Raw genomic sequence first — 24,971 nt, 5'->3', positions numbered from 1 at the left:
TTTTATTTTAATTCCATGTTTTCATCAGGAAAATATTCCGGAGTTCAGGCCCTAACGCCTGGGTTCTGTCTTATAATTTATACATCTTAATTCGGATATAACAATGTTAAGCATTTACGCAAAAAAATTACGCCCTCAGGCTGAAATGAACGCAATCATTTCTGCCACGTCAGGTTTTGAAGAAAAGACGTTAAAGAAATGGCAAAAAATTTCCACCAGTGATTCACAATATATTCATATTATCGTCAGCGGCGAGGTTGAGTTTCGACGTGAATCGGACGAACTCTGTATGTTCACCGTGACCGGGCAGTGTATTTTTGGCCTCTCTTCTATGTATTACCAGTCGACCCATATGTACGGCCTCGTTCGTGCAAATACGGTGGTGCGTTCTATTAAAAAAGAGACCTTCTCCCGGTTATTGACCGACAATGATTTGTGGCCTGAGCTGACCAAAGTGCTGGCCTGTTATATTTGTATGCTCAGCAAGCGCGACGATGTTCTCGTTGCCCGCAGCGCCTATTCCGTGGTGCGTGAATTCTTATACGAGATCAATGAACTGATTGTCGATCATCAGCGTGATATCAATGTTTATGACTATATACAGGAGTACACCAACCTGGCTCGTAGCACCATTATTAAAATCCTCTCCGACCTGAAGAAAGGGAAATACATCGTGGTGGAAAAAGGTCGACTCCTTAATTTGACATCATTGCCTGAGAAATATTAATTACTCCCGCCGGTCTCCTTTTACATTCAAGGGGGATCGGGCATTAACATTTTGCAGCCTATCCTTTTGTGAAATATCCTGCGTTTCGTCAACCGGCGGCGCGGGAATTTTCCCTTGCGAATAATCTTGCTCTTGTTCTTTTAACGCCTGTTTAAACAACTCCGTTAACGAGGCATCATCATGCGCCTCGGTGCCGGGTAATATATCCCGCGAGGTATCATGTGGAACTGTACCGTCAGGCGCCTGCTGCCACTCGTTATCATCGCTGCTAATCGGCAGATCCTGCATGGCAGGAACATCGGCTTGCACCGGTGCGGGTTTCGGGTGTGGATGCGGGAACGGTTTACTCACGTACACATAATGCATATCCGAAAGCTGCGTGTCTGGTTTGGCGACGCTCATTTTTACCGGTTCTGGCGCCGAGTGGCGCAGGTTCCAGTAAATATGCGCGTACACGCCCGCCAGCAACATGGCGCAAAGTCCCAACATCCAGATGAATGACGTGCCAATAACTTTTTTCAGGCCGGGGAGGCGGTAGGAAAACCAGACCGGCTCCCCGGTGGTATAGCTGCGCTGAGCCGCAAGACAGATAGTGGACATCAGGTATTTTTCTCCTGCGTTTTTACGCCCGGCGTGGCGTGCGTGGCCTGGATCAGAACGCTCGGCGTACTTTTGGTTTCACGCATGAGCTGCATAATCGTCTCTTCCCCGGGGATGCCGTCCACATGCAGATGCATTTTTTGCTGGAACTCGCGCGTGCGCTTCATCATCTCCGCCGTCCATGCCTGTGAATGGGTTTCAGGCTGGGACAGCGCCTGGCTTAACTGCCGATCGAGCCAGCCAAGGTCTTTCGCATCGCTGGCGGCGCTAATGGCGTCTTTGCCTTCCGGCGTCAGGCGGTGCAGCTGCGTGTAATTTCCGGTCGCATGCTGGCTAAACCAGCTGCGGCTCACCTGCCAGGTGCGGTTGTTCATCAGCAGGTCGAGAGAGGTCTCGCCGACGCGGGCGACAACGGCGTAGTTAAGATGGTTGCCGGTTTTCAGTTCACTGACCCACGGGTAGCCTTCACGCGCCAGGGCATCCGGTGAGGCATTCCCCTGCTTACACATCAGGTTTACTTTCGCCGCGTTTTGACACAGGGCATCTTCCGCCGACGCGTCATACCCCCACATCTGATACAGCTGGTGCATCGCATCCGGCTGATTGACGACCTCGTTGTCGATAACCGGCACGACGGGCGCCTGAACCTTTGGCGTCTGGTGTTTCCAGCTGACGGGAACCGGAAGTTGAATGGGCAGCCTTGTATTTACCGCAGCGGTAAAGTACCAGCCGCAGGCCGCGAACAGCACAGAAGCGAATAATCCCACGGCTGCCAGGCGCTTACCCCGTTTCTTCGCCGGCAGGATCTCGCCGGCCGCCAGGCGTAAATGCCGGGGGCTAACCTGCGCTGCCCGTTCTGTCCAGGCGGCAAGCAGGGACAAATGCGCCAGCGCGTTCAGCCTGCTGATGTTTCCCCTGGTCAGGGCATGCATTTTACGCACGCGAGCAGGTGTTAACGGCGAACTTTCGCACCCATGCTCTTCACACTGCGCCTGCACATAGCCGAGAAATTCACGGCAGGTCAGCGGGCGCAAAACGTGATGAGTATGAATATATTCGCGCAGTTCCGGCTGCTGCATCAGCACGGCTTCCTGCGCGGCGCCGCCCATCAGCACCACGGATAAGTGGAAATCCTGCTCCTGGGCGCGCGTAAGCAACATGCCCAGCAGTTCCCGGCAGCTCTCTTTCATTGCTTCGCAGTGGACAATGGTCAGAATTTTGGCTTTTGCTTTCCGTGAGGACGGTTCCTCCTGCCACTGACGCAGCACGGCATCCACCGCCTGAAGCCGGTTCTTGCTCTCTTTCGTTCCCGGGTTGAGCTTGTACAGCAGGCTACTGGCGCTCAGTTTTGGAAACGCGTTGATGGCAAGTACGCCAGGACTCGCGGACTTCAGGGCATCGCTGAACTGGCCCAGCAGCGGAGCATCGTCACCAAAGAGCCCCATCATTCCCGCCCGTTGGGTTTTCTCTTTCAGCAGGTTAAACACGTCCTGATGATAAGGCACCAGAAAATCCCCGGATAAGCGGGTGACTTTCCGAAAGGGCGGATTTTTAAAACTGAAGTGGCTCTGATACATAACGACTTACCGTCTCTGATTAGGAATAGCAACAGGACGTGAAGGTAAGGTAAGCGTCTGGAGTGGTCAATTTGCAAACAGGGTAAAAATAACCTGTGGGCAGGGCTTAACATCAGGATTTAATACGGTCAATAATTTTCTTTATGAAAGTTAACGGCAAAGTCAGTGGTCGACTTTGTGGCAGGTAATTACTATTTCATCACATATTGGCGCAGTACGACGCTGCTTATTTTCGCTTAGCTAAAGGCCTGATGAAAAATGAGGTTCTCATTTCTGTCACGGTGGATAACGCCTTGTATGATGTTTGTGCTGTTAATTTTTTGCGGCCAACAGGGCTATCTCACGTTAAAAGAGTATAAAAAAGTTACCACTAAATTGGCTAATTCTGATGTGCAGCCGCTAAAAACGCGTCGCGATGAAAAGAATTTTACGCTTTTTACGGCGGCGGTACGCCAGGATAGCGCTCCAAAGGCGGATAAAGCCCCGCTGGCTGCGGAGATAGAAGGGATCGTAAGGAGTGACGACGCCTGGCTCTCCTTTGCCGTTATCAAAACGCCGGGTGGTCAGCAGAGCTATCGCGAAGGCGAACCGCTGAACGGTTTTAACGACGCATTTATTCAGGAAATTAACAAAGACAATGTGGTGGTTAATTATGAAGGTGCTACGCAGGTACTGGCGTTAAAAGATCCGGCTTATTTTAAGGGCAGCGTAGACAGCGGCCCGGTAACCAAATCGACGAAAGATGCAGGCGCGGATAGTTTGCATCTGGATGATTATCTGGTGTTAAAACCCCTAATCGAAAAAGGCCAGCTGGAAGGCTACAACATTAATCCAAGGAACGCCTCCCCCTTTTACAGCCACTCCGGGCTACAAAAAGGGGATGTGGCTGTAAAAGTGAATTCTGTCGATATGACCAATGCAGGAGATGCAAAAAACGTTATTGCCAACTGGTCAAAAATGAAAGAAGCGGAGGTCGTCGTCAGGCGTCACGCTCACCTTGAAAATATTTGGGTTAATGTTCTAAACAATTAACAAGTGTACAGACATGAAGAAATTTCCCTGGGCGTGCGTGGCGCTGACCGCATTGTCGTTATATTCGAGTTCGCTGCTTGCAGCCAACTTTAGCGCGAGCTTTAAAAATACCGATATCCGCGAGTTTATCGATACGGTAGGCCGCAACCTTAACAAAACCATCCTCGTCGACCCGTCCGTTCAGGGTTCAGTGTCGGTCAGAACCTACAACGTGCTAACGGAAGAGGAGTATTACCAGTTCTTCCTGAGCGTGCTGGATCTGTACGGCCTGTCGGTGATCCCGATGGATAACGGGATGGTGAAAGTGGTGCGCTCAAGCGTAGCCCGCACGGCGGGTGCGCCACTGGCGGACAGCAAAAACCCGGGCAAGGGCGATGAGATCATTACCCGCGTTGTGCGCATGGAAAACGTGCCGGTGCGCGAGCTGGCCCCGCTGCTGCGCCAGCTCAACGATGCCACCGGCATTGGTAACGTGGTGCACTTCGAGCCGTCCAACGTGCTGCTGCTAACCGGTAAAGCCTCGGTGGTGAACCGCCTGGTGGATCTGGTGCAGCGCGTCGATAAAGACGGTATCCAGCGCCGCGAAATCGTGCCGCTGCGCTTTGCCTCGGCTAAAGAACTCTCGGACATGTTGAACAACCTCAACAACGAAGAGCAGAAGGGGCAGAACGCGCCGCAGCTGGCGACGAAAGTGGTGGCGGATGACGAAACCAATAGCCTGGTGATCAGCGGCTCGGAAGATGCGCGCACGCGTACCCGGTCTCTTATCCAGCAGCTGGATCGCGAGCAGAACAACGAGGGGAACACCCGCGTCTTCTACCTCAAATACGCCAGCGCCACGAAGGTGGTGCCGGTGCTGACAGGGATTGGCGAACAGCTGAAGGACAAGGCCGGTACGCCGAAGGCGAAAACCGCCACCGCCTCCAGCGATCTGAACATTACCGCCGACGAGTCAACCAACTCTCTGGTGATCACCGCCCAGCCTAACGTGATGAACTCTCTGGAGAAGGTGATCGACAAGCTCGACATCCGCCGTCCGCAGGTGCTGGTGGAGGCGATCATTGCTGAAGTGCAGGACGGCAACGGCCTGGATCTCGGCGTGCAGTGGACCGGCAAGCACGGCGGCGTGCAGTTCGGCTCCACCGGCCTGCCGATCGGCCAGGTGAAGAGTGGCGTAATCAAAGGCGCCAGCTTCACGGGTATGGCGACCGGCTTCTTTAACGGTGATTTTGGCGCGCTGATGACCGCACTCTCAACCGGGGCAAAAAACGATATTCTTTCTACCCCAAGCGTCGTGACCCTGGATAACAAAGAAGCCTCGTTCAACGTCGGTCAGGACGTGCCGGTGCTCTCCGGCTCCCAGACCACCAGCGGCGATAACGTCTTCAACTCCGTCGAGCGTAAGACCGTCGGTACCAAGCTGAAAATTGTGCCGCAAATCAACGACGGCGACATGATCCACCTGAAAATCGAGCAGGAAGTCTCCAGCGTGGATAACAGCGCAACGGAAGACGCCAGCCTCGGCCCAACCTTCAACACCCGCACCATCAACAACGAAGTGATGGTGCACAGCGGGCAGACGGTGGTGCTCGGCGGCCTGATGGAAAACGTCACCAAACAGTCGGTGTCCAAAGTGCCGCTGCTGGGCGATATTCCGCTGGTCGGTCAGCTGTTCCGCTATACCTCGCAGGATACGTCCAAGCGCAATCTGATGGTCTTTATCCATACCACCGTTCTGCGCGACGACGACAACTACAGCGCGGCGTCGAAAGAGAAATATGACCAGATCCGCGCCCGCCAGCAGCAGCGCGTGGAAGAGAAAAAGCTCGGGATTATTGAGCCAGCGGATAACGCGGTTCTCCCCGCGTTTCCCTTCGACGCCAGCGCCGCGCCGGTGAAAACCAGCGCATCGCGTAATCCGTTCAAACACTGAGGCGGAGGGGGCAACGTGGACGAACTGAGTAAAGCGCTGTGCAGCAGCAGCTACGCGAAAGATAACGGCGTGCTGTTTTTCAACAACGATGTCTATATCCGTGATGACACCCCGGCGTCGGCACTGCTGGAGGTGCGCCGGGTGCTGGGACGCGCTTTCGTCCCGATCGTCCTGGCGCCGGAAGCCTTTGACGAGCTGCTGGCCAAAATCTGGCAGCAGAGCAGCGGCGTGTCGCAGCAGCTGGTAGACGACATGGACGCGGATATCGACCTGATGGCGTTAACCGAGGAGATCCCGGATAACGAGGATCTGCTCGATAACGACGAAAACTCCCCGGTGATCCGCCTGATCAACGCCATTCTCGGCGAGGCGGTGAAAGACGGCGCGTCGGATATACATATCGAAACCTTCGAGCGCACGCTGAGCATTCGCTTTCGCGTCGACGGCGTGCTGCGCCCGGTGCTGCAGCCGGCGCGTAAGCTCGCGCCGCTGCTGGTGTCACGCATCAAGGTGATGTCAAAACTGGACATCGCCGAGAAGCGACTGCCGCAGGATGGCCGTATCTCCCTGCGCATTGGCCGCAGGGCGATCGACGTGCGCGTGTCGACCATTCCGTCCCAGTACGGCGAGCGCGTTGTGATGCGTCTGCTCGATAAAAGTAACCTGAAGCCCGACATCAACAGGCTGGGCCTGATTGATGAAGAGCTGGAAAAGTTAAAAGGGCTGATTGACCGCCCGCACGGCATTATCCTGGTCACCGGGCCAACGGGCTCCGGTAAAAGTACCACCCTGTACGCCATTCTCTCGGCGTTGAACGGGCATGAACGCAACATCCTGACCGTTGAAGAGCCGATTGAATACGAGCTGGAAGGGGTGGGGCAGACGCAGGTTAACCCGCGCGTGGACATGACCTTTGCCCGCGGGCTGCGCGCCATTTTGCGTCAGGACCCGGACGTGGTGATGATCGGGGAAATTCGCGACGGCGAAACCGCGCAGATCGCGGTGCAGGCCTCGCTCACCGGTCACCTGGTCATGTCTACGCTGCACACCAACAGCGCCGCAGGGGCGATCACCCGCCTGCGGGACATGGGGCTGGAATCCTTTTTAATCGGTTCATCGTTGCTCGGTGTCATTGCCCAGCGTCTGGTGCGTCGGCTGTGTACGCACTGCCGGACCACCAGTCCGCTGGACGCCAATGAGAAAGCGCTGTTCAGCTTTATGGACGCGCCGCCTAAGGCCATTTACCGCGCGGTGGGGTGCGAGCACTGCCGCCAGAGCGGCTATCAGGGTCGCGCCGGTATTCATGAATTTCTTGTTGTGGACAGCACCATGCGCCGCGCCATTCATGAAGACAAAGACGAAATGTCCATCGAAACGCAGCTCTTTAAGCAGGCCTATAGCCTGCGCGAAAACGGGCTGCTGAAGGTGATTAACGGCGTGACCTCGCTGGAAGAGGTGATGCGCGTCACCGCCGAGCGCGGGGGGGATGAATAATGGCCCTCTACGCCTGGACGGCGACGGACGCGGCGGGGAAAACCCGGCGCGGCACCCTGCAGGCCGAGGGGCAAAAGCAGGTTCGCCAGATGTTGCGCGAGCAAAAGCTGATGCCCGTCAGCATCAGCGAAACCCGCGAGGCGGCGTCCGGGAAAGCGAAAACCGGAGCAAAGCTTTCCACGCCGGTGCTGTCGATGTTTACCCGTCAGCTCTCCACGCTGATTAACGCCGCGCTGCCGCTGGAGAGTGCCCTTAAAGCGATTTCGAAGCAGACGGAAGACAAAAAGCTGGCGGCGATGGTGGTGGAGATCCGCGAGAAGGTGGTGGAAGGGCACTCGCTGTTCGACGCCTTCAGCCAGTTCCCGCGCACCTTCGACAAGCTCTACTGCACGCTGGTGATGGCCGGTGAAAAGACCGGTCACCTCGGCGACGTGCTGGAGAAGCTGGCGGAGTACAACGAGCAGCGCCAGAAGATGAAAAGCAAGCTGACGCAGGCGATGGTCTACCCAATTACCCTGACGGTGGTGGCCATCGCGGTCATCAGCATTCTGCTGGTGGCGGTGGTGCCGCAGGTGATCGAGCAGTTCACCCACATGAAGCAGCAGCTGCCGATCGCCACCCGCACGCTGATTGCGGTGAGCGATTTTCTGCAGGCGTACGGCATCTATCTTGCGGGCGGCCTGGCGGGCGGCGTTATCGGTTTCAAAACCTGGGTACGCAACGTGAAAAACCGTTTTCGCTGGAACAGCTGGCTGGTGAACGGCTCGCCGATTAAAAAGCTGGTGTGTGCCATCAACAGCGCCCGCTATATCCGCACCCTCAGCATTCTGCAGGCCAGCAGCGTGCCGCTGCTGGAGGGAATGTATATCGCCATGGACGGTATCGAAAACCTCTACGCTCGGCAGGTGCTGGAGCAGGCGGCGGATACCGTGCGCCAGGGGGCCTCGCTATATGCCGCGCTGGAGCAGGCGAAGTTATTCCCCCCAACCATGCTGTACATGATTGCCTCCGGCGAAGAGAGCGGGGAATTGGGCAATTTAATGGACCGCGCGGCGGAAAACCAGGAATCGGCATTACAGCATCGCATTACGTTAACGCTGTCGGTATTTGAACCGGCGCTGGTGGTATCCATGGCGACGATTGTTTTATTCATCGTCATGTCAATATTACAACCGCTTCTGCAACTTAATAATATGGTAGGTTAAATCATGGCTATAAAAAGAAAACACCTGGCTCGTCAGGCGGGCTTCACGTTGCTCGAATTAATGGTGGTCATTGTTATTCTCGGCGTTTTAGCGAGTATGGTGGTGCCAAACTTAATGGGCAATAAAGAAAAAGCGGATACGCAAAAAGCGACCAGCGATATTGTCGCGCTCGAAGGGTCGCTGGATATGTACAAGCTGGATAACCACCGCTACCCGACTACCGAACAGGGCTTGCAGGCGCTGGTGACCAGGCCTGAAATCGCGCCTATCCCGAACGGCTACCGCGCTGACGGCTATATTCGCCGCCTGCCGCAGGATCCGTGGGGCGGGGATTATATCCTTGTGAGCCCGGGCGAACACGGTGCGGTTGACGTATTCTCTGCCGGTCCGGACGGTGAAGCCAATACCGCCGACGATATTACGAACTGGTCTCTGGATAAGAAAGAAAAATAATGAAGCGTCAACGCGGTTTTACGCTGCTGGAAATTATTCTGGCGCTGGTGATATTTGCCAGCTGCGCCATGATGGTGGTGTCAACAATACCCTCACGCAGCGGCGCGGATATATTTGGCCAGCAGCTAAAAGCCCTCGTTGATTACGGTTCTGACCGCGCGGTGATGGACGGAAATATTGTGGGGCTGGTGATTTCCACGGATAGCTATCAGCTGGTGACGCTCGAGGATAAAAACGGCGAGCGCCGCTGGGTGCCGTTGTCCGCGGGGCGTATTACCACTAAAGGCGATTTCCCGGAGGAGATGCACGTTTCGCTCTCTCCCCAGCGTCTGGCCGCCACGGTAACGTCCGACCCGCAGGTGCTCTTTTTGCCTGACGGCGAAATCAGCCGCTTCACGCTGACGCTGCAAAGCGATGACAAACAGCAGAATTTCCGCGTGGTGTCGCAGGGCGCGGCCCCGGTATCGGTAGAAAACGATGGCTAACGGCAACAAAAAGCAAACGGGGATGACGCTGCTGGAGGTGATGGTCGCGCTGGTGATCTTCTCCACCGCCGCGCTGGCCCTGATGAACTCGGTCTCCCTGAACGTGCGTTTCACACACGGGCTGGGCGATACGCTTCAGGCGAGCTGGGTGGCTGAGAACCAGCTGGCGGAAGCGCAGCTGGCCAAAAGTGACTTCCCCGACGCCGAGGAGCAGGGGAGTGAAATCATGGGCGGGCGCAGCTGGAACTGGCGCAAGCAGCGGGTCAAAACCGCCGACAGCGGCTGGGCCAACGCCATACGCGTTTATGCGGAAGGCGACGACAGCCAGCCGGTTATCGCGCTGCAGATCGTTCCGCCGGGAGAGAACAGGTGAAAAGAACCCGACGCCAGCGCGGTTTTACCCTGCTGGAGATCATGATTGCGCTGACCATCTTTGCGGTAATCAGCACCCTGGCCTGGCAAATTCTGGACGGGGCGATGCGCACCAGTTCGGCCACCGATGCCAGCGCGGCGAAGCTCAATCAGCTCCAGCGGGCCTGGAACCTGATGGAGCGCGATTTTTATCAGCTTCAGGCGCGCGCGCCGCGCAACGAGCCGGCGCTTTTTCGCGAAAACGACGACGCCGTTGAATTGACCACCCTGAACGGGGTGAGCGGAACGGTGCAGCTGGAGCGCGTGCGCTGGCGGCTGGAAGCGGGGCGATTGTATCGCGACGTCTGGCCGGTGATTGACGGCCCGGCTAACGCTAAGCCTGATGAAGTGCTGATTGTCAGCGGGGTGAAGTCTCTGCAGTGGCGCTTTTACCGTCAGGGCTGGCAGAAAAGCTGGCGCGACCCGGCCCACCTGCCCGACGGCGTGGAGCTGACCCTGACCATGGAAAATGGCGATACCTGGCGCTGGGTGTTTACCACGCCGGGCGATCTGCCCGAGGCCGCTGCGTCAGCGCCTGCAACCGCACCGGAAGCACAACCATGAACGCGTTACGTAAACAGAAAGGCGTCGCCCTGCTGGTGGTGCTGATCCTGCTGGTGATGATGTCGGCGCTGGCCGCCAAAATCAGCCAGCAGTTCTGCCGCAACCTGCAGAAAACCCATTATCAGATGAGCCAGCAGCAGCTGCGCTGGGCGATGCAGGCGCAGGAAAAGGTGGTGAAAGACAGGCTGCAGGCCGACGCCAGCGGGGAAAGCAAACCGCTCTCCCTCGACGGCGACTGGCATCAGCCGCTGGAAACCCGCGGCGAAGACTACACGGTGGTCAGCCAGGTTGAGGACGCGCAGGACTGCTTTAACGTCAACAACCTGCTGGCGGTGGAAAAAATTGCGCAGGGGCAAAACGCCCCGGCGGTGCCGGAAAAGCCCCGCAGAGAGCAGATTGTTGAACAGATTCTGACGCAGAGCGGCCTGAGCCAGAGCAACGCGGAAGAGGTGTATTTGCAACTGGTGGACTATCTCGATGGTGACGCGACGACGGCCAAAGAGGGCGCAGAGACCGATGCCTGGGCAGGCGTGGTGCCCCCCCGCCAGCCGGCAAACCAGATGATGCGCACGGTTGGCGAGATCAAGCTGCTGCCTGCGTTCCCGGCCGCCGCTTATTCGAAGGCGAGCAAGCTGCTGTGCGCATTACCCGATACCGCCAGCAGGGTGGATGTGAACACCCTTCAGCCGGAGCAGGCCGCCCTACTGGCCGCCCTGTTCCCCGGAAAACTCAGTGAAGATGATGCCCTACGCCTGATTGAATCGCGTCCTGAAAACGGCTGGGAAAATATGGAAACCTTCAGCAAAGCGCTGGAGCAGACCTTCCCTCAGTTAAAGGACGACCTGCCGCAGGTGGCCGACTATCTCTCCATTAATAGCCGGTATTTCCGCGTGAACTATACCGGCAATACCGATGAATTAACGCTTCGCGCGGTCAGCCAGCTTCAGGTCAATAACGAAGCCGGTGAGATCGTGACGTGGCAACGTCGTTACCGAATGATTGAATAAGAAAAGTAGAACGCTATGAAACAGGTCCTTTTTGTTCGTCCCGACAGCCGCGAGGGCGGGAAAATAACGTGGTGTGTCTCCGACAGCGAGCAGGTGGAGGTACTGGAGAGCCTGGACGCGCTGGCGAACCATCCCCTGGCCGCCCGCGTTTGCCTGCTGCTGCCCGCCAGCAGCATGATCTTCCGCCATTTTACCTTACCGAAGAAAGTGGTCTCTCAGGCGACGGCGTTCTCGTGGATGGCGGAAGAGACGCTGATTGGCGAGGTGGATAACCTCCACTGGACGGTGCTCAGCAAAAAGGGCGCTGAGGTTGACGCGGTGGCCGTCGATGCCGATCTGCTGCGCGGATGGCTAAGCCGCTTTAAGGAGGCCGGGTTAAAGGTGATTCAGGCCCTGCCGGATGCATGGCTGCTGCCGGTAACGGCGGGCGGGAGCACGCTTGTCGCTCAGGATGAAACCTACTGGCTGCGCCTGTCGCCTCATACCGCCGGACAGATGGAGGCCAGCCTGCTGCCGCTGCTGATGCAGAAAGCCGGAGAGGGGGACGTGTGCTGCTACGGGGACGCGCCCGCTGGCGTCAACGTCGATGTCGGGCACCCCTGGCAGCATCCGCTGGTCCTGATCCAGCCCCAGTGGCACGCCTACCGCGTCACGCTCCTGCACGGCGAATTCAGCGCGAAAGCGGGCTCGGGTAAAGCGTCTAAGGGCATCAAAGCGGCAATAGCCGCGGCGGGCCTGCTCTCTCTCGGCCTGTTGCTGGGCCCGCGCGTCGCGATGGCCTGGATGCTGGTGCAGCAGGAAAACCAGGTTCAGCAGGAGATCCTTGAGGTTTATCAGCACCATTTCCCCAGCATGCGCCAGCAGACCAACCTTAAATACCACTTCGGACAAAATATGAAGAAGCAGCCTAAAGGGCTGTTTTTACAGCTTGACGCGCTGGAGAAAGCCAGGCAGACCGTGCCGGCAATGGGAATCGATCTGCTGGAATACGACGCCCAACAGAACACGCTGACGCTGAGCGTCAGTGCGCAAAACCAAACCGCGTTGCAGGCGTTTGTGAATCAGGCCGGGGAGAATTTTGATTTCACCCTGCAGCCTGTTTCCACCGCTGCTCCTTATACCGCCATGATCGCAGGGAAATATAAATGAAAGAGCGAATCGCGCAGCTTCAGTCTCGTTATCAGAATTACAGCACCAGGGAAAAAATCATTATAAAAATAGGTGCCGCGGCCCTGGTGGGGGCGGCCATTTATTACGCAGGCGTGATCCCGCTGGATAATATGATTCAAAACAGTAAAGCCACGCTGAGCAGACAAAAAGAGACGCTGAACTGGATGCGCAGTGAAATAGATAAAAATCATCTCCAGGTTCAACGGGTCAAAACGGATAACCCGCGCACGGTGGTAGAGAGCAGCGCGCAGGAAATTAATCTGCCCCTGACGGATGTGCGTCAGGATGGACAAAATTTATCGTTTGTCGTCAGTCGCGTTAATATTTACGAATTAAAAAGCTGGCTGCGGGAAATTAACCAGACTACAGGCGTACGGCTGCAGAAAATGAACCTCACCCCGGTCGATCGTCTTAATGACGTAAAAGCCGAAGTGCAGCTCGCCTGGAGCAAAAGCGCATGAACATCTTCGCGCTGATGCGGGAGGTCTACCCGGTGGGGTTTCCGGTGATGAGTGCGATACTGGGCGGCATTGTCGGCAGTTTTCTCGGGGTTGTCGTCGAGCGCGTGCCGGGCATGGTGATGGAGGAAGAAGGCTGCGGCAATTTGCTCTTCCCGGCCTCCCGCTGCCCGGTCTGCCAGCACTCGCTCGCCGTGTGGGAGAATATTCCGCTGCTCAGCTGGCTATTATTACGCGGACGCTGTAGCCAGTGCGGCACGGCGATCCCGCTGCGGATATTTTTAATCGAACTTTTTTCCGCCCTGTTTTTTGGGGTCACCGCCTGGAGCATGCCCGACGTCCAGGCTTTGTTCTCTCTGTGGCTGCTGGCGGCGTTTTTATTGCCCCTTGCCATGATCGACTGGCGGCACCAGCTGCTGCCTGACTGCCTGACCCAGCCCCTGCTGTGGGCGGGATTATTGCTCCATGCCTTTGACCATACGCTGCCGCTGTGTGATGCACTCTTCGGCGCCGTGGCGGGCTATCTCTCGCTCTGGCTGCTGTACTGGGCGTTTCGCCTGACCACCGGACGGGAAGGACTGGGATATGGCGATTTCAAACTGCTGGCGGCCTTAGGCGCCTGGTGCGGCTGGCACGCGTTGCCCACGATTGAATTAGCCGCCGCGCTAAGCGGTATTATCGGCTATTTCGCGCTAAATAATTTAAATAAAAATAACCTCACTCTTTCTTTCGGACCTTATCTCTCATTTGCTGGAATAGCGGTGTTTATTGGGCAGCAGTTTGCTTTCACATTTTAAATGTGTGGGTCAAGTTTTTTTATAAATCATTTCGGCGGTGGAAGAGAGGGACGCCTCTTTGCGCTCAGTGTATCGTAAGGAATATAAGCTACACGGAATTTAAGCTGGTATCTTTTTATGGAGGAGTACAACGCGGCGAGAAGTTTTTTGGTCACGGTTTTCAGGTTGGTTAAATACGCATTACGCGAAAAGACGCCATGTTCTCATGGAAGACATGGGTTATTAACGTTACGAATAAATTTATCAGGAAATAAAAATGAAATTTATGAAGCCTAAATATCTGGCGCTTTTTGTTGCGGCTGCAACAAGCTCAGTATTTGCAGCGGCGCCGGGCACGCCTTCTATTACGTCGGGCAATGATAAATTTGCGCTGGTGGAAGTGGATCAGGCAGCGCAGGACTATAACAACCTTATTAAAGTGCACAAAGATGGCGTTGATGTGAAGGTTGAGTGGAACGTCTGGAGCGGCGATGCGCCGACGTCTGCCAAAGTGCTTCTGGACGGCCAGACCGTCTGGACCGGTGCTGGCAGCGCTGCAGGCTCAGCGACCTTTAAGGTGAAAAAAGGTGGCCGTTATCAGGAGCAGGTGGAACTCTGTAATGACAGCGGCTGCACCAAAAGCGCCAGCAAGCTGATCATCGTTGCGGACACCGACGGTAGCCATCTGCTGCCGCTGAGTACGCCGCTGCTGGAGAACAACAAAGCCTTCGCGCAGCACACTGACAAAGTCGTAGGTGCTTACTTCCCAGAGTGGGGCGTATATGACCGTAACTTCTCTGCGGATAAGATCCCGGTTGCGAATATCAACCACCTGCTGTACGGCTTCATCCCAATCTGTGGCGGCGACGGCATTAACGACAGCGCCAAATCTTCCGGCGCGCTGGAATCCCTGAAGCGTGCCTGCCAGGGCCGTCCGGACTACACCGTTGCCATCCACGATCCGTGGGCTGCGCTGCAGAAACCACAGCAGGGTGTGACCGGCTGGGACGACCCGTACAAAGGCAACTATGGCCAGCTGATGGCAATGAAAAAAGCCCATCCTGACCTGAAAATTCTGCCATCCGTAGGCGGCTGGACGCTGTCTGATCCGTTCTATCAGATGGATAATAAAGTGCTGCGCGATCGCTTCGTGGCCTCCGTGAAAGACTTCCTGACCACCTGGAAAGTGTTCGACGGCGTGGATATCGACTGGGAATTCCCTGGCGGCGGCGGTGAAAATACCAGGCTCGGCAACCCTCAGACCGATAAAGCCACCTACACCGCGCTGATGCACGACCTGCGTCAGATGCTGAATGAGCTGTCTGCAGAAACCGGCCGTACCTACGAGCTGACCACCGCCATCGGTGCGGGTAAAGATAAGATCGAAGACGTGGACTACAGCACCGCGCAGCAGTACATCGACCATATCTTCCTGATGAGCTACGACTTCTACGGCGCGTGGAGCAATACCGAGCTCGGCCACCAGACCGCGCTGTACGGTGCATCCTGGAAGCCTGATACCAACTACACCACCGATAACGCGGTGAAAGCGATGCTGGAGCAGGGCGTACAGCCTGGCAAGATCGTGGTGGGTGCAGGTATGTACGGTCGCGGCTGGACGGGGGTTCACGGTTACACCGGCGATAACCCGTTCACCGGTACGGCAACGGGCCCAATCCCGGGGACCTGGGAAAGCGGTATTGTTGACTACCGTCAGATTGTGAACCAGATGCTGGGCAAACCGGGCTGGGAATACAAATACGACGAAGCGGCGGAAGCACCGTACCTGTTTAACAAGTCCACCGGCGAGCTGGTGACGTACGACAACGCCCGTTCCGTAATGGCCAAAGGCAAATACGTACAGAACAAAAACCTCGGTGGCCTGTTCGCGTGGTCTATCGAGTCTGATAACGGCGATATTCTGAATGCGATGAACGAAAGCCTGCTGGGCGGTAGCTCAACGCCAGTTGAACCGGTTGTGACCAACCATGTGCCGGTGGCCTCTGCCAGCGATCTGATGGTAACCGGCCCGGCGACCGTCTCCCTGGATGGCTCTGCGTCTTCTGACCAGGACGGCGATGCACTGACCTACAAATGGACGCAGGTTTCCGGTGCGAGCGTGACTCTGGCGAACAGCACCAAAGCGAAGGCCAGCTTCAGCGTGCCGGCTGTGACCAGCGACCAGAACCTGGTGTTCCGCCTGACGGTGACCGACGCAAAAGGTCTGAGCAACGCCATCGACGTTCAGGTTGTTAACAAAGCGCCTAAAGCCAACCAGGCTCCGGCGATCAATGCAATGGAAGCCGTGACTGTTGAATCCGGTGAAACGATCGCCCTGCATGCACAGGCAACCGACCCCGACGGCGATGCGCTGACCTATAGCTGGAGCGTACCGGCAGATATGAACGCAACGGGTACGGATACGGCTAACGTTCGCATCACTGCTCCAGCGGTGAACAATGCCTCTTCCTACACCCTGAGCGTTGTCGTAACCGACGGCAAAACTAGCGTGCAGTCTAACGTGCAGGTAACGGTAAATCCTAAACCAGCAGACGTAACACCGCCTGCAGATGAGGTGACCCCACCATCTGATGAAGTGACTCCTCCGTCTGACGAAGTTACACCGCCATCTGACGAAGGCACGGCAACCGGCAGCTGCGACGCGCCTGTCGATGCTAACGCCAGCAAATATGCCGCGTGGGATCCCAGCAAAATCTACAACGGTGGCGACACCGTGAGCTTCGACCACCTGGTCTGGAAAGCGAAGTACTGGACGCAGGGCAACCAGCCAGGCTTTAGCGCAGAGGCATGGGCGCTGGTCAGCCAGGTGAAATTCAACTGGCGTTCAGACGTGGTCTATAACGGCGGCGAAACCACCACATACCAGGGTAACGTTTACCGCGCGAAATGGTGGACCCGCGGTGATAACCCGGCCAACAGCGACGTGTGGGTGAAAGAAGGCGCAGCAGCAGACTGCAAATAATCTCATCCGTTGAATACTCCCTCCATTTGGGGGGAGTCATTCAGTATTCATTTTACAGGATGTGGGCGAGGAGAAATAACCGAAACCGTCAGCAGGTCAAAATGAAAAAATTAATGTTGCTGTTATTGGTAATAAGCCAAAGCGCTCTGGCAAACTGTTGGGATAACGCCGGGCACTATTATCATGTCGACCCCTATTTATTGTATGCCATTGCTAACGTTGAATCCGGCATGGACCCCTATGCGGTAGGGCAAAACCACGATGGCACGCGTGATGTTGGGCTGATGCAAATCAACAGCTCGCATTTTAGCGAGCTTGAAAGCAGAGGTATCGACGAATATCGACTGATGACCGAGCCGTGTACCTCCATCATGGTCGGCGCTTCAATCCTCTCGGGAATGATTAAAGCCTATGGCTATAACTGGGAGGCCGTCGGCGCATATAACGCCGGGTTGAAAAAAGAGAATTATCCGCAGCGTATGATATACGCCCATAAGGTCTGGAAAAAATATCAGCAGTTAAAAGTAGCCGCACGTTATTAAGGTTTTTTATTTTTGAAGAATTCCCGAGGGTGTTCTTCGAAAAAAGAAAACAGCTGTCTGTGGTTTATTTATTAATGGATTAATACATAAGCCGGGATTCTAAATTTAAACTTCACTAAACAGGATACTGAAATGAACAAAAGGACGTTATTGAGTGGACTCTTTGCCGGCGCGTGCGTAGCCCCCTTTATGGCACAGGCTGCGTCGCTGCAGGCGACCGCCAGCGAACCGTACACCATGAAGGCCAGCGATCTGGCGAAGAAAGAGAAGGAACTGACCAGCTTCCCGCTGATGGCCTCGGTGAAAGAGACCATTCAGACGCTGGACAATGCTCAGGTTGAAATGATTGAGCCAGGCCGCGCGGCGAACCCGGACAACGTGAAGCGCGTGGAAGGGATCGTGAAGGCCAGCGACTGGGAGTATCTTTTCCCGCTGCGCGCGCAGGCGTACACCTACAGCAACTTCCTGAAAGCGATCGGCAAATTCCCGGCGCTGTGTAAGACCTACGGCGACGGACGCGACAGCGACGCTATATGCCGTAAAGAGCTGGCGACAATGTTTGCCCACTTCGCGCAGGAAACCGGCGGCCACGAAAGCTGGCGTCCGGAAGGGGAGTGGCGTCAGGCGCTGGTTCACGTCCGTGAAATGGGCTGGAGCGAAGGCCAGAAGGGCGGCTACAACGGCGAATGTAACCCGGACGTCTGGCAGGGTCAGACCTGGCCATGCGGCAAGGACAAGGACGGCGATTTCCTGAGCTACTTCGGCCGCGGCGCCAAGCAGTTGTCCTACAACTATAACTACGGCCCGTTCTCTGAAGCGATGTACGGCGACGTGCGTACGCTGCTCAACAAACCGGAGCTGGTGGCGGATACCTGGCTGAACCTGGCGAGCGCCATCTTCTTCTTCGCCTACCCGCAGCCGCCAAAACCAAGCATGCTGCAGGTTATCGACGGTACGTGGCAGCCGAACGAGCGTGACAAAGCCAACGGCCTGGTGCCGGGCTTTGGCGTGACGACCCAGATCATCAACGGCGGCGTTGAGTGCGGCGGCCCGACTGAAATTGCGCAGTCGCAGAACCGTATCAAATACTACAAAGAGTTCGCCAACTACCTGAAAGTGCCCGTTCCGGCGAATGAAGTGCTGGGCTGTGCCAACATGAAGCAGTTCGACGAAGGCGGCGCGGGAGCGCTGAAGATCTACTGGGAACAGGACTGGGGATGGAGCGCCGATACGCCAGACGGTAAGACCTACTCTTGCCAGCTGGTGGGCTACCAGACGCCGTTCAGCGCGTTCAAAGAGGGTGACTACGGCAGGTGCGTGCAGAAGTTCTTTAACGTTAACGTTGTTGACGATGAAGGCTCTGCGACCACTCCGGAGGAAACCCCGGTAACGCCAGCGCCGATCCCAGCCGAAGATGAAACGCCGGCTGAGCCAGCGGTCGTGAACCACGCGCCGGTGGCGCACATTGCTGGCCCAATCGGTGCCGTGGATGCGGGTGCGCTGGTCTCCCTGAGCGCTGAAGGCTCCACTGATGCAGACGGCAACAAACTGACCTACACGTGGCGTTCACAGGATGGCCAGACGGTGACCGGCGAAGACAAAGCGGTTGTGACCTTCACGGCACCAGAGTCTGCAACGGCGCAGCAGGTTGAAGTCAGCCTGACCGTCAGCGACGGCGAGCTGAGCAGCACCACTTCATACCTGCTGAACGTGAAGGCGAAAGCGGCTACGCCATCTGACAGCGACGCCTCTTACGCGGCGTGGAGCGCGAACGGCAAGTACAGCGCAGGAGATATCGTGAACAACCACGGTAAACTCTTCCAGTGCAAACCGTTCCCGTACAGCGGCTGGTGTAACAACGCCCCGGCATACTATGAACCGGGCGCAGGCCTGGCATGGGCTGATGCCTGGACGGCATTATAAACAGCAAACGGCAACCGAAAGGTTGCCGTTTTAGTGTTTGCACCCTCTCTCCGTGGGAGAGGGCCGGGGTGAGGGCATCAGGCCGCACTCCCTGTCTTTTGCCGGGTGGCGCTGCTAAAGGGGTGAGGGAACGGTAGGTGCAGTTGTAGGCCCGGTAAGGCGAAGCCGCCACCGGGCAAAAAGGCTAGCGATGAAGCTTCCCGTGATCCCGCAGCCACGCCGCCGTGCGCACAATCCCTTCATCCAGCGTCACAACCGGCTTATATCCAAGCTCGTTCTCCGCCCGCGAAATATCCAGCGTGAAATCAAAGTTAAGCTTCGACACGCCGTAGTGGGTCAGCGCGGGCTCTTTGGCGGACTTACTGCCAAAGCGCTCCATGCTGCGGGCGATCATATCCAGCATTGGGTACGGGACTGAACGGATGCGGCAGTCGATCTGCAGTTCGTCAATTAAGCGCTGCACAATGCTGCGAAGCCGGCAGGGTTCGCCGTTGGTGATGTTGTAGGCGCGACCGGAAATGAGCTTGTCGCAGTCCGGCTGGCTCGCCAGCCACATCGCATGCACGGCGTTCTCGTAGTACGTCATATCCACCATTGCATCACCGCCGCGCGGCAGCAGGACGCTGCCATAGTGGTGCATCATCTGCGCCAGGCGTGGAATAAACACTTTGTCATGTGCACCGAACAGCCCCTGAGGGCGTAAAACGGTAAATCGCGTGTGCGGGTTGGACTGCGCCAGCAGGTCAATCACCTCTTCGCTGGCCGCCTTGCTGCGGGCAAACTCGCAGGCGAAGCGCGCGGGACGAAAATCTTCCCTAACGTCGCGGTGGTGGTGATAGTCGAAATAGAGTGACGGGGAGGAGATATGAACAAAGTTACGCACGCCCCAGGCAACCGCCCATTCGCCCAGACGGCGCGTGGCGCGCACGTTGGCGAGGTCAAAGGCTTCCTGGGTTCCCCACGGAGAGGTAAAGCTGGAGCAGTGCCACAGCGTATCGATACCGGCGAGCATCACCTTAGCCTGAGAAGAGACCAGCTCCGTCAGGTCAGCATGGATGAACTCTGCGCCCATTTTTTGCAGCAGCTTACCCATCGCCTCGTTGCGACCGGTGGCCCTGACGCTGATGCCTTTGTTGCGCAGAAACTCGACCGCATTTCGGCCTAAGCCGCTGGTCGCCCCGGTAACCAGTACCTTCATATCAATCCACTGTGTTGAAAAAGAATTTCGTGCGCATTCTTTCGTGAATTACGGCGCTATGCAATGGGAAAGGTGAAAGAATAAGAGTTTTATTTAGATATTTTCCGTCTTTTGTTCTGCCCGTTGCGCAATACGTTTTGCCATTCCGCGGAAGATAAACAGGTGCGCGGGGATCATCAACAGCCAGTAGAACAGACCGGGCATTCCGTGCGGATGCCACCAGGCACGCACGTCCAGTTCCCGGTGGTCGCCTTTGTCCTTGAGAGTGAAGCAAAGCCGACCCAGCCCCGGCGCTTTCATGCCGAACAGCAGTGCCAGCTGTTTCTCTGGCTCAACGATGATCACCTTCCAGCTGTCGACCGTATCGCCCACGTTCAGATACGGAGCGGCAGGGCGACCTTTTGCCAGACGATGTCCTACTAGCAGATCCATTGCGCCGCGCGTTTGCCAGAGAATGTTGCCGAAGAAATAGCCATCTTTGCCGCCGATCTGATTCACAACCTCCCACAGATCCGCAAGGCTGGCGGAGGTTTTCACCGTGCAGCCTGCCTGTTTCGGATAGTAGCCATACTCGGGCCGCCAGCGGGCAAAGGCCTGCGCGTCGTAGCCCCAGTCGCTGGAGTTCACCAGCTTCTCTTCTTCTTTCAGCGTATTGCGAACCGCGTCGTCGAAGCGGATCAACTCTTGCGGGATCAGCGCACGCAGCGCGCGATCGTCCGCCAGCAGATCGTGCTTCAACCCCTGGATCAGCGCTTTCGCGGTGGTCGGCGGGACTGACGTAATGACATTTAAAAACCACACCGAGATCCAGCGGGTTGGAAAGGGGATGGGCACCAGCCAGCGTCTCCGGCCGCTCACGCGCATAAAATGTTCAAACTGCTCCTGATAGCTCAGCACGTCCGGGCCAGCGGCTTCCAGCACGCGGTGCTGGTCGGTAGGGTGATCCAGCAGCGCCACCAGATAGTGGAGTAAATTCTCCAGCGCAATCGGCGTTGTGCGCGATCGCACCCAGCGCGGCGGGGTAAGCACCGGCAGGTTGTAGACCATATCGCGCATCACTTCGAAGGCGGCAGAACCGGCGCCGACGATGATCCCGGCGCGCAGTTCGGTGAGAGGAACATTTGCGCCGCGCAGGGTCTCCGCCGTCAGCTGGCGGGCGCGCAGGTGATCGGACTGCTCGCTTTCGGGTGCCTGCAGGGAGCTTAAAAAAATCACCTGTTTCACCGGCGTTTGCAGCAGGGCATCGCGAACGTTCATCGCCACCTGACGCTCGTGGGCGATAAAATCCCCGCCTTCGCCCATGCTGTGCACCAGGTAGTAAAGCGTGTCGACCCCTTCCAGCAGCGCGGGCAGCTCTTTAGGCCAGTTGAGATCGACACTGTGGCAGGTCACGCCGGGCAAATTTTGCTTTTGCAGGCGTTCCGTGCTGCGTGCCGCTGCCAGCACCCGGTGCCCCTGCTGGCTGAGAGCAGCGGTGAGATGCTGACCGATATACCCGCTGGCGCCGAGCACCAGAATTCGTTGCGGCACGTTATACTCCTTAACGCTGTAAAAACGCCTGCCAGTGTTTCACAACTTCTGCCAGCTGCTCGCGGCTTACGTCAAGATGCATGACCAGACGCACGACGGGAGAGGCGTTGATCAGCACGCCATGTGCTTTCATAAAGTCACCCAGCGCGGCGGCGCGCTCGTCGCCCACGCGCACGAACAGCATATTGGTGTCGTGACGCATCACGTCTGCGCCGATTTCGCGCAGCTGCGCCGCCATCCACGCGGCGTTTTCGTGGTCGTCCTTGAGGCGCGCTACGTTGTTTTTCAGGGCATACAGCCCCGCCGCCGCCAGAATACCCGCCTGACGCATGCCGCCGCCGGTCATCTTGCGCCAGCGGTTAGCACGCTTTATGTAGTCCGCATTGCCCACCAGCAGGGAACCTACAGGCGTGCCCAGCCCTTTTGAGAGGCAGATGGTGAACGAGTCGCAGTACTGCGCGATCTCTTTCAGCTCGCAGCCGTACTCCACCACGGCGTTGAAAATGCGTGCGCCGTCAACGTGCAGGCCGAGCCTGCGCTCGCGGGTAAAGTCCCACGCGGCTTTCAGGTATTCACGCGGCAGCACTTTGCCGTTATGGGTGTTTTCGAGGCTGAGCAGCTTAGTGCGGGCGAAATGAATATCGTCGGCCTTGATTTTTGCAGCCACTTTATCGAGCGGCAGCGAGCCGTCAGGAGCCGCGTCAATGGGCTGCGGCTGAATGCTGCCGAGCACCGCTGCGCCGCCCGCTTCATACAGATAGTTATGCGCGCCCTGGCCGACAATGTACTCTTCACCGCGCTCGCAGTGGCTAAGCAGCGCGACCAGGTTGGCCTGCGTGCCGGTCGGCAGGAACAGCGCGGCCTCCTTGCCGCTCAGCTCTGCCGCATAGCGCTGCAGTTCGTTGACCGTCGGGTCATCGCCGTAGACGTCGTCCCCGACCGGGGCGGCCATCATCTCTTCGAGCATGGCGCGGCTCGGGCGGGTTACGGTATCACTACGTAAATCGATCATGGCATGTCCTTATTATTAAAAAGGCGATGCCAGATGTTTTACCTGAGCCAGTTGGTTTTTGCCAGTTCGATCACTTCGTCACCGCGCCCGCTGATGATGGCGCGCAGCATATACAGGCTAAAGCCTTTAGCCTGCTCCAGCTTGATCTGCGGCGGGATCGCCAGCTCCTCTTTGGCAACCACCACATCCACCAGCACCGGACCGTCGATGGAGAAGGCGCGCTGCAGGGCTTCATCCACCTCTGAGGCTTTCTCCACGCGAATGCCGGTGATGCCGCAGGCCTCGGCGATGCGCGCGAAGTTGGTGTCGTGCAGCTCGGTGCCGTCGGTCAGGTAGCCGCCGGCCTTCATCTCCATCGCCACGAAGCCCAGCACGCTGTTGTTAAAGACCACGATTTTCAGCGGGAGCTTCATCTGCACCACCGACAGAAAATCCCCCATCAGCATGCTGAAGCCGCCGTCGCCGCACATCGCCACCACCTGACGCTCCGGTGCGGTCGCTTTCGCGCCCAGCGCCTGCGGCATGGCGTTCGCCATCGATCCGTGGTTGAACGAGCCGAGCAGTCGTCGTTTGCCGTTCATCTTGAGGTAGCGCGCCGCCCAGACGGTTGGCGTGCCGACGTCGCAGGTGAAGATGGCGTCGTCGTCGGCAAAGTGGCTGATTTGCTGCGCCAGGTACTGCGGGTGAATGGCTTTGTCGCTCGGTTTGGCAAGGTCGTCCAGCCCCTTGCGCGCGTCGCGATAGTCGCTCAACGCCTTATCAAGGAACTTGCGGTCCGTTTTCTCTTCCAGCAGCGGCAGCAGGGCGGCGAGTGTCGATTTGATATCGCCGATCAGCGCCATATCGACTTTGCTGTGCGCGCCGATGCTGCCGGGATTAATGTCGATCTGGATGATTTTGGCATCCGACGGGTAGAAGGCACGGTATGGGAACTGGGTGCCGAGCAGGATCAGCGTGTCGGCGTTCATCATGGTGTGGAAGCCGGAAGAAAAACCGATCAGCCCGGTCATGCCCACGTCGTACGGGTTGTCGTACTCCACGTGCTCTTTGCCGCGCAGGGCGTGGACGATCGGCGCTTTTAGCTTGCCCGCAAATTCGACCAGCTCTTTGTGTGCCCCCGCGCAGCCGCTGCCGCACATCAGGGCGATATTGCTTGAGTAACGCAGCAGCTGCGCCAGCTTTTTCAGCTCCTCTTCCGCAGGCGTAACGACCGGCTGAGGGGCGTGGTACCAGTGGGTGCTGGCCCCTTCAGGCGCCGCCTTAAGCGCGACGTCGCCGGGGATAACGACAACCGAGACCCCGCGGTTCAGCACGGCTTTGCGCATGGCAATCGCCAGCACCTGCGGGATCTGCTCAGGGGATGAAACCAGCTCGCAGTAGTGGCTGCATTCACGGAACAGCTCCTGCGGATGCGTCTCCTGAAAATAGCCGCTGCCGATTTCTGACGAGGGAATGTGCGCCGCGATGGCCAGCACGGGGACGTGGTTACGGTGACAGTCGAACAGACCGTTAATTAAATGCAGGTTTCCCGGCCCGCAGGAGCCGGCGCAAACGGCCAGCTCGCCCGTGAGCTGCGCTTCGGCACCCGCGGCGAACGCGGCGACTTCTTCATGGCGGGTGGGCATCCACTCGATGGTTTTCATCTTGTTAAGGCTATCGCTCAGTCCATTCAGCGAGTCGCCCGTGACGCCCCAGATACGTTTTACGCCAGCCTGTTCGAGGGTTTTTGCTATGTATGCAGCCACGGTTTGTTTCATGGGTGTCCTTCTCCTTTATGTGATATCGCTTACAAGCTTAGAAGAAAGTCTGCGTATTGCCCGCCAAATACCCCCAATTAAAAGGTGCTTTTCACGCGCAATTATTCGGCATAATCTGGTGATACCTCGGGTGA

The 24,971-nt window shown here is 57.1% G+C and carries 22 protein-coding genes; 16 read left to right on the top strand and 6 right to left on the bottom strand.

Translation table 11 applies throughout. The annotated features are described in order from the left end of the window. Positions 1-103 precede the first annotated feature (103 nt). On the top strand, positions 104-727 hold the full coding sequence (locus D5067_RS15375) for a helix-turn-helix domain-containing protein (protein ID WP_119934907.1): 624 nt from the start codon (positions 104-106) through the stop codon (positions 725-727). Here the strand turns inward: D5067_RS15375 and D5067_RS15370 are convergent, their stop codons facing one another. Next, positions 728-1,327, bottom strand: a complete 600-nt coding sequence (locus D5067_RS15370) for a type II secretion system protein GspB, cryptic system variant (RefSeq protein WP_119934906.1) — start codon at positions 1,325-1,327, stop codon at positions 728-730. After that, complete coding sequence (locus D5067_RS15365; RefSeq protein WP_119934905.1) at positions 1,327-2,904, bottom strand: ExeA family protein; 1,578 nt, start codon at positions 2,902-2,904, stop codon at positions 1,327-1,329. The genes D5067_RS15370 and D5067_RS15365 overlap by 1 nt, the downstream gene beginning before the upstream one ends. Positions 2,905-3,204: 300 nt before the next feature. Between D5067_RS15365 and gspC the strand changes: the two genes are divergently transcribed. From gspC to D5067_RS15290, 15 genes are all read left to right on the top strand, one after another. Further along, complete coding sequence (gene gspC / locus D5067_RS15360) at positions 3,205-3,936, top strand: type II secretion system protein GspC (protein WP_119935452.1); 732 nt, start codon at positions 3,205-3,207, stop codon at positions 3,934-3,936. A 13-nt stretch (positions 3,937-3,949) separates the two neighbouring features. Next, positions 3,950-5,869, top strand: a complete 1,920-nt coding sequence (gspD, locus tag D5067_RS15355; protein ID WP_119934904.1) for a type II secretion system secretin GspD — start codon at positions 3,950-3,952, stop codon at positions 5,867-5,869. Positions 5,870-5,884: 15 nt separating this feature from the next. Next, a complete protein-coding gene (gspE, locus tag D5067_RS15350) occupies positions 5,885-7,363 on the top strand; it encodes a type II secretion system ATPase GspE (RefSeq protein ID WP_119934903.1) in 1,479 nt (492 codons plus the stop codon). After that, positions 7,363-8,568 carry a type II secretion system inner membrane protein GspF gene (gene gspF / locus D5067_RS15345; RefSeq protein WP_119934902.1) on the top strand — a complete coding sequence of 402 codons (1,206 nt, stop codon included), beginning with the start codon at positions 7,363-7,365 and terminating at the stop codon, positions 8,566-8,568. Before gspE ends, gspF begins: the two co-directional genes overlap by 1 nt. 3 nt (positions 8,569-8,571) lie before the next feature. Further along, a complete protein-coding gene (gspG, locus tag D5067_RS15340; RefSeq protein WP_119934901.1) occupies positions 8,572-9,021 on the top strand; it encodes a type II secretion system major pseudopilin GspG in 450 nt (149 codons plus the stop codon). Further along, positions 9,021-9,506, top strand: a complete 486-nt coding sequence (gene gspH / locus D5067_RS15335; RefSeq protein ID WP_119934900.1) for a type II secretion system minor pseudopilin GspH — start codon at positions 9,021-9,023, stop codon at positions 9,504-9,506. The genes gspG and gspH overlap by 1 nt, the downstream gene beginning before the upstream one ends. Beyond that, positions 9,499-9,879, top strand: coding sequence for a type II secretion system minor pseudopilin GspI (gspI, locus tag D5067_RS15330; RefSeq protein WP_119934899.1), 381 nt, complete (start codon positions 9,499-9,501; stop codon positions 9,877-9,879). The genes gspH and gspI overlap by 8 nt, the downstream gene beginning before the upstream one ends. After that, the gene (gene gspJ / locus D5067_RS15325) at positions 9,876-10,481 is read left to right on the top strand and encodes a type II secretion system minor pseudopilin GspJ (RefSeq protein ID WP_119934898.1); all 606 of its coding nucleotides are present in this window, start codon (positions 9,876-9,878) and stop codon (positions 10,479-10,481) included. The genes gspI and gspJ overlap by 4 nt, the downstream gene beginning before the upstream one ends. Next, complete coding sequence (gene gspK / locus D5067_RS15320) at positions 10,478-11,488, top strand: type II secretion system minor pseudopilin GspK (protein ID WP_119934897.1); 1,011 nt, start codon at positions 10,478-10,480, stop codon at positions 11,486-11,488. Before gspJ ends, gspK begins: the two co-directional genes overlap by 4 nt. A 15-nt stretch (positions 11,489-11,503) precedes the next feature. Further along, on the top strand, positions 11,504-12,637 hold the full coding sequence (gene gspL / locus D5067_RS15315; protein ID WP_119934896.1) for a type II secretion system protein GspL: 1,134 nt from the start codon (positions 11,504-11,506) through the stop codon (positions 12,635-12,637). Continuing rightward, a complete protein-coding gene (locus D5067_RS15310) occupies positions 12,634-13,119 on the top strand; it encodes a type II secretion system protein M (RefSeq protein WP_119934895.1) in 486 nt (161 codons plus the stop codon). The genes gspL and D5067_RS15310 overlap by 4 nt, the downstream gene beginning before the upstream one ends. Then, positions 13,116-13,913, top strand: coding sequence for a prepilin peptidase (locus tag D5067_RS15305; protein ID WP_119934894.1), 798 nt, complete (start codon positions 13,116-13,118; stop codon positions 13,911-13,913). The genes D5067_RS15310 and D5067_RS15305 overlap by 4 nt, the downstream gene beginning before the upstream one ends. Before the next feature lie 256 nt (positions 13,914-14,169). Next, positions 14,170-16,875 (top strand): glycosyl hydrolase family 18 protein, encoded by a 2,706-nt coding sequence (locus tag D5067_RS15300; RefSeq protein WP_119934893.1) that lies wholly within the window; start codon positions 14,170-14,172, stop codon positions 16,873-16,875. Between the two features lie 101 nt (positions 16,876-16,976). After that, complete coding sequence (gene iagB / locus D5067_RS15295; RefSeq protein ID WP_119934892.1) at positions 16,977-17,417, top strand: type III secretion system invasion protein IagB; 441 nt, start codon at positions 16,977-16,979, stop codon at positions 17,415-17,417. Between the two features lie 132 nt (positions 17,418-17,549). After that, complete coding sequence (locus D5067_RS15290; RefSeq protein WP_119934891.1) at positions 17,550-19,340, top strand: glycoside hydrolase family 19 protein; 1,791 nt, start codon at positions 17,550-17,552, stop codon at positions 19,338-19,340. Between the two features lie 184 nt (positions 19,341-19,524). Here the strand turns inward: D5067_RS15290 and D5067_RS15285 are convergent, their stop codons facing one another. The 4 genes from D5067_RS15285 to poxB all read right to left on the bottom strand — a co-directional run bounded on the left by D5067_RS15285 (position 19,525) and on the right by poxB (position 24,837). Continuing rightward, positions 19,525-20,538 carry a 3-beta-hydroxysteroid dehydrogenase gene (locus tag D5067_RS15285; protein ID WP_119934890.1) on the bottom strand — a complete coding sequence of 338 codons (1,014 nt, stop codon included), beginning with the start codon at positions 20,536-20,538 and terminating at the stop codon, positions 19,525-19,527. A gap of 93 nt (positions 20,539-20,631) precedes the next feature. Then, positions 20,632-22,068 carry an SDR family oxidoreductase gene (locus D5067_RS15280; protein WP_119934889.1) on the bottom strand — a complete coding sequence of 479 codons (1,437 nt, stop codon included), beginning with the start codon at positions 22,066-22,068 and terminating at the stop codon, positions 20,632-20,634. A 10-nt stretch (positions 22,069-22,078) separates the two neighbouring features. Next, positions 22,079-23,080 (bottom strand): low-specificity L-threonine aldolase, encoded by a 1,002-nt coding sequence (ltaE, locus tag D5067_RS15275; RefSeq protein ID WP_119934888.1) that lies wholly within the window; start codon positions 23,078-23,080, stop codon positions 22,079-22,081. 38 nt (positions 23,081-23,118) lie between these two features. Further along, the gene (gene poxB / locus D5067_RS15270; protein WP_119934887.1) at positions 23,119-24,837 is read right to left on the bottom strand and encodes a ubiquinone-dependent pyruvate dehydrogenase; all 1,719 of its coding nucleotides are present in this window, start codon (positions 24,835-24,837) and stop codon (positions 23,119-23,121) included. Positions 24,838-24,971 lie beyond the last annotated feature (134 nt).

Origin of the sequence: Enterobacter huaxiensis, from assembly GCF_003594935.2 — a bacterium.
In the GTDB taxonomy this organism is placed as follows: domain Bacteria; phylum Pseudomonadota; class Gammaproteobacteria; order Enterobacterales; family Enterobacteriaceae; genus Enterobacter; species Enterobacter huaxiensis.
This window is presented reverse-complemented; position numbering and strand designations above follow the sequence as displayed.

Excerpts from the sequence above, each read along its gene's own strand:
- D5067_RS15300 (WP_119934893.1), top strand. The coding sequence starts at position 14,170 with ATGAAATTTATGAAGCCTAAATATCTGGCGCTTTTTGTTGCGGCTGCA.
- D5067_RS15285 (WP_119934890.1), bottom strand. The coding sequence starts at position 20,538 with ATGAAGGTACTGGTTACCGGGGCGACCAGCGGCTTAGGCCGAAATGCG.
- D5067_RS15290 (WP_119934891.1), top strand. The coding sequence starts at position 17,550 with ATGAACAAAAGGACGTTATTGAGTGGACTCTTTGCCGGCGCGTGCGTA.
- gspC (WP_119935452.1), top strand. The coding sequence starts at position 3,205 with ATGTTTGTGCTGTTAATTTTTTGCGGCCAACAGGGCTATCTCACGTTA.
- poxB (WP_119934887.1), bottom strand. The coding sequence starts at position 24,837 with ATGAAACAAACCGTGGCTGCATACATAGCAAAAACCCTCGAACAGGCT.
- gspK (WP_119934897.1), top strand. The coding sequence starts at position 10,478 with ATGAACGCGTTACGTAAACAGAAAGGCGTCGCCCTGCTGGTGGTGCTG.
- D5067_RS15310 (WP_119934895.1), top strand. The coding sequence starts at position 12,634 with ATGAAAGAGCGAATCGCGCAGCTTCAGTCTCGTTATCAGAATTACAGC.
- gspL (WP_119934896.1), top strand. The coding sequence starts at position 11,504 with ATGAAACAGGTCCTTTTTGTTCGTCCCGACAGCCGCGAGGGCGGGAAA.
- gspH (WP_119934900.1), top strand. The coding sequence starts at position 9,021 with ATGAAGCGTCAACGCGGTTTTACGCTGCTGGAAATTATTCTGGCGCTG.
- D5067_RS15375 (WP_119934907.1), top strand. The coding sequence starts at position 104 with ATGTTAAGCATTTACGCAAAAAAATTACGCCCTCAGGCTGAAATGAAC.
- gspI (WP_119934899.1), top strand. The coding sequence starts at position 9,499 with ATGGCTAACGGCAACAAAAAGCAAACGGGGATGACGCTGCTGGAGGTG.
- ltaE (WP_119934888.1), bottom strand. The coding sequence starts at position 23,080 with ATGATCGATTTACGTAGTGATACCGTAACCCGCCCGAGCCGCGCCATG.
- D5067_RS15305 (WP_119934894.1), top strand. The coding sequence starts at position 13,116 with ATGAACATCTTCGCGCTGATGCGGGAGGTCTACCCGGTGGGGTTTCCG.
- iagB (WP_119934892.1), top strand. The coding sequence starts at position 16,977 with ATGAAAAAATTAATGTTGCTGTTATTGGTAATAAGCCAAAGCGCTCTG.
- gspG (WP_119934901.1), top strand. The coding sequence starts at position 8,572 with ATGGCTATAAAAAGAAAACACCTGGCTCGTCAGGCGGGCTTCACGTTG.
- gspD (WP_119934904.1), top strand. The coding sequence starts at position 3,950 with ATGAAGAAATTTCCCTGGGCGTGCGTGGCGCTGACCGCATTGTCGTTA.
- D5067_RS15370 (WP_119934906.1), bottom strand. The coding sequence starts at position 1,327 with ATGTCCACTATCTGTCTTGCGGCTCAGCGCAGCTATACCACCGGGGAG.
- gspF (WP_119934902.1), top strand. The coding sequence starts at position 7,363 with ATGGCCCTCTACGCCTGGACGGCGACGGACGCGGCGGGGAAAACCCGG.
- D5067_RS15365 (WP_119934905.1), bottom strand. The coding sequence starts at position 2,904 with ATGTATCAGAGCCACTTCAGTTTTAAAAATCCGCCCTTTCGGAAAGTC.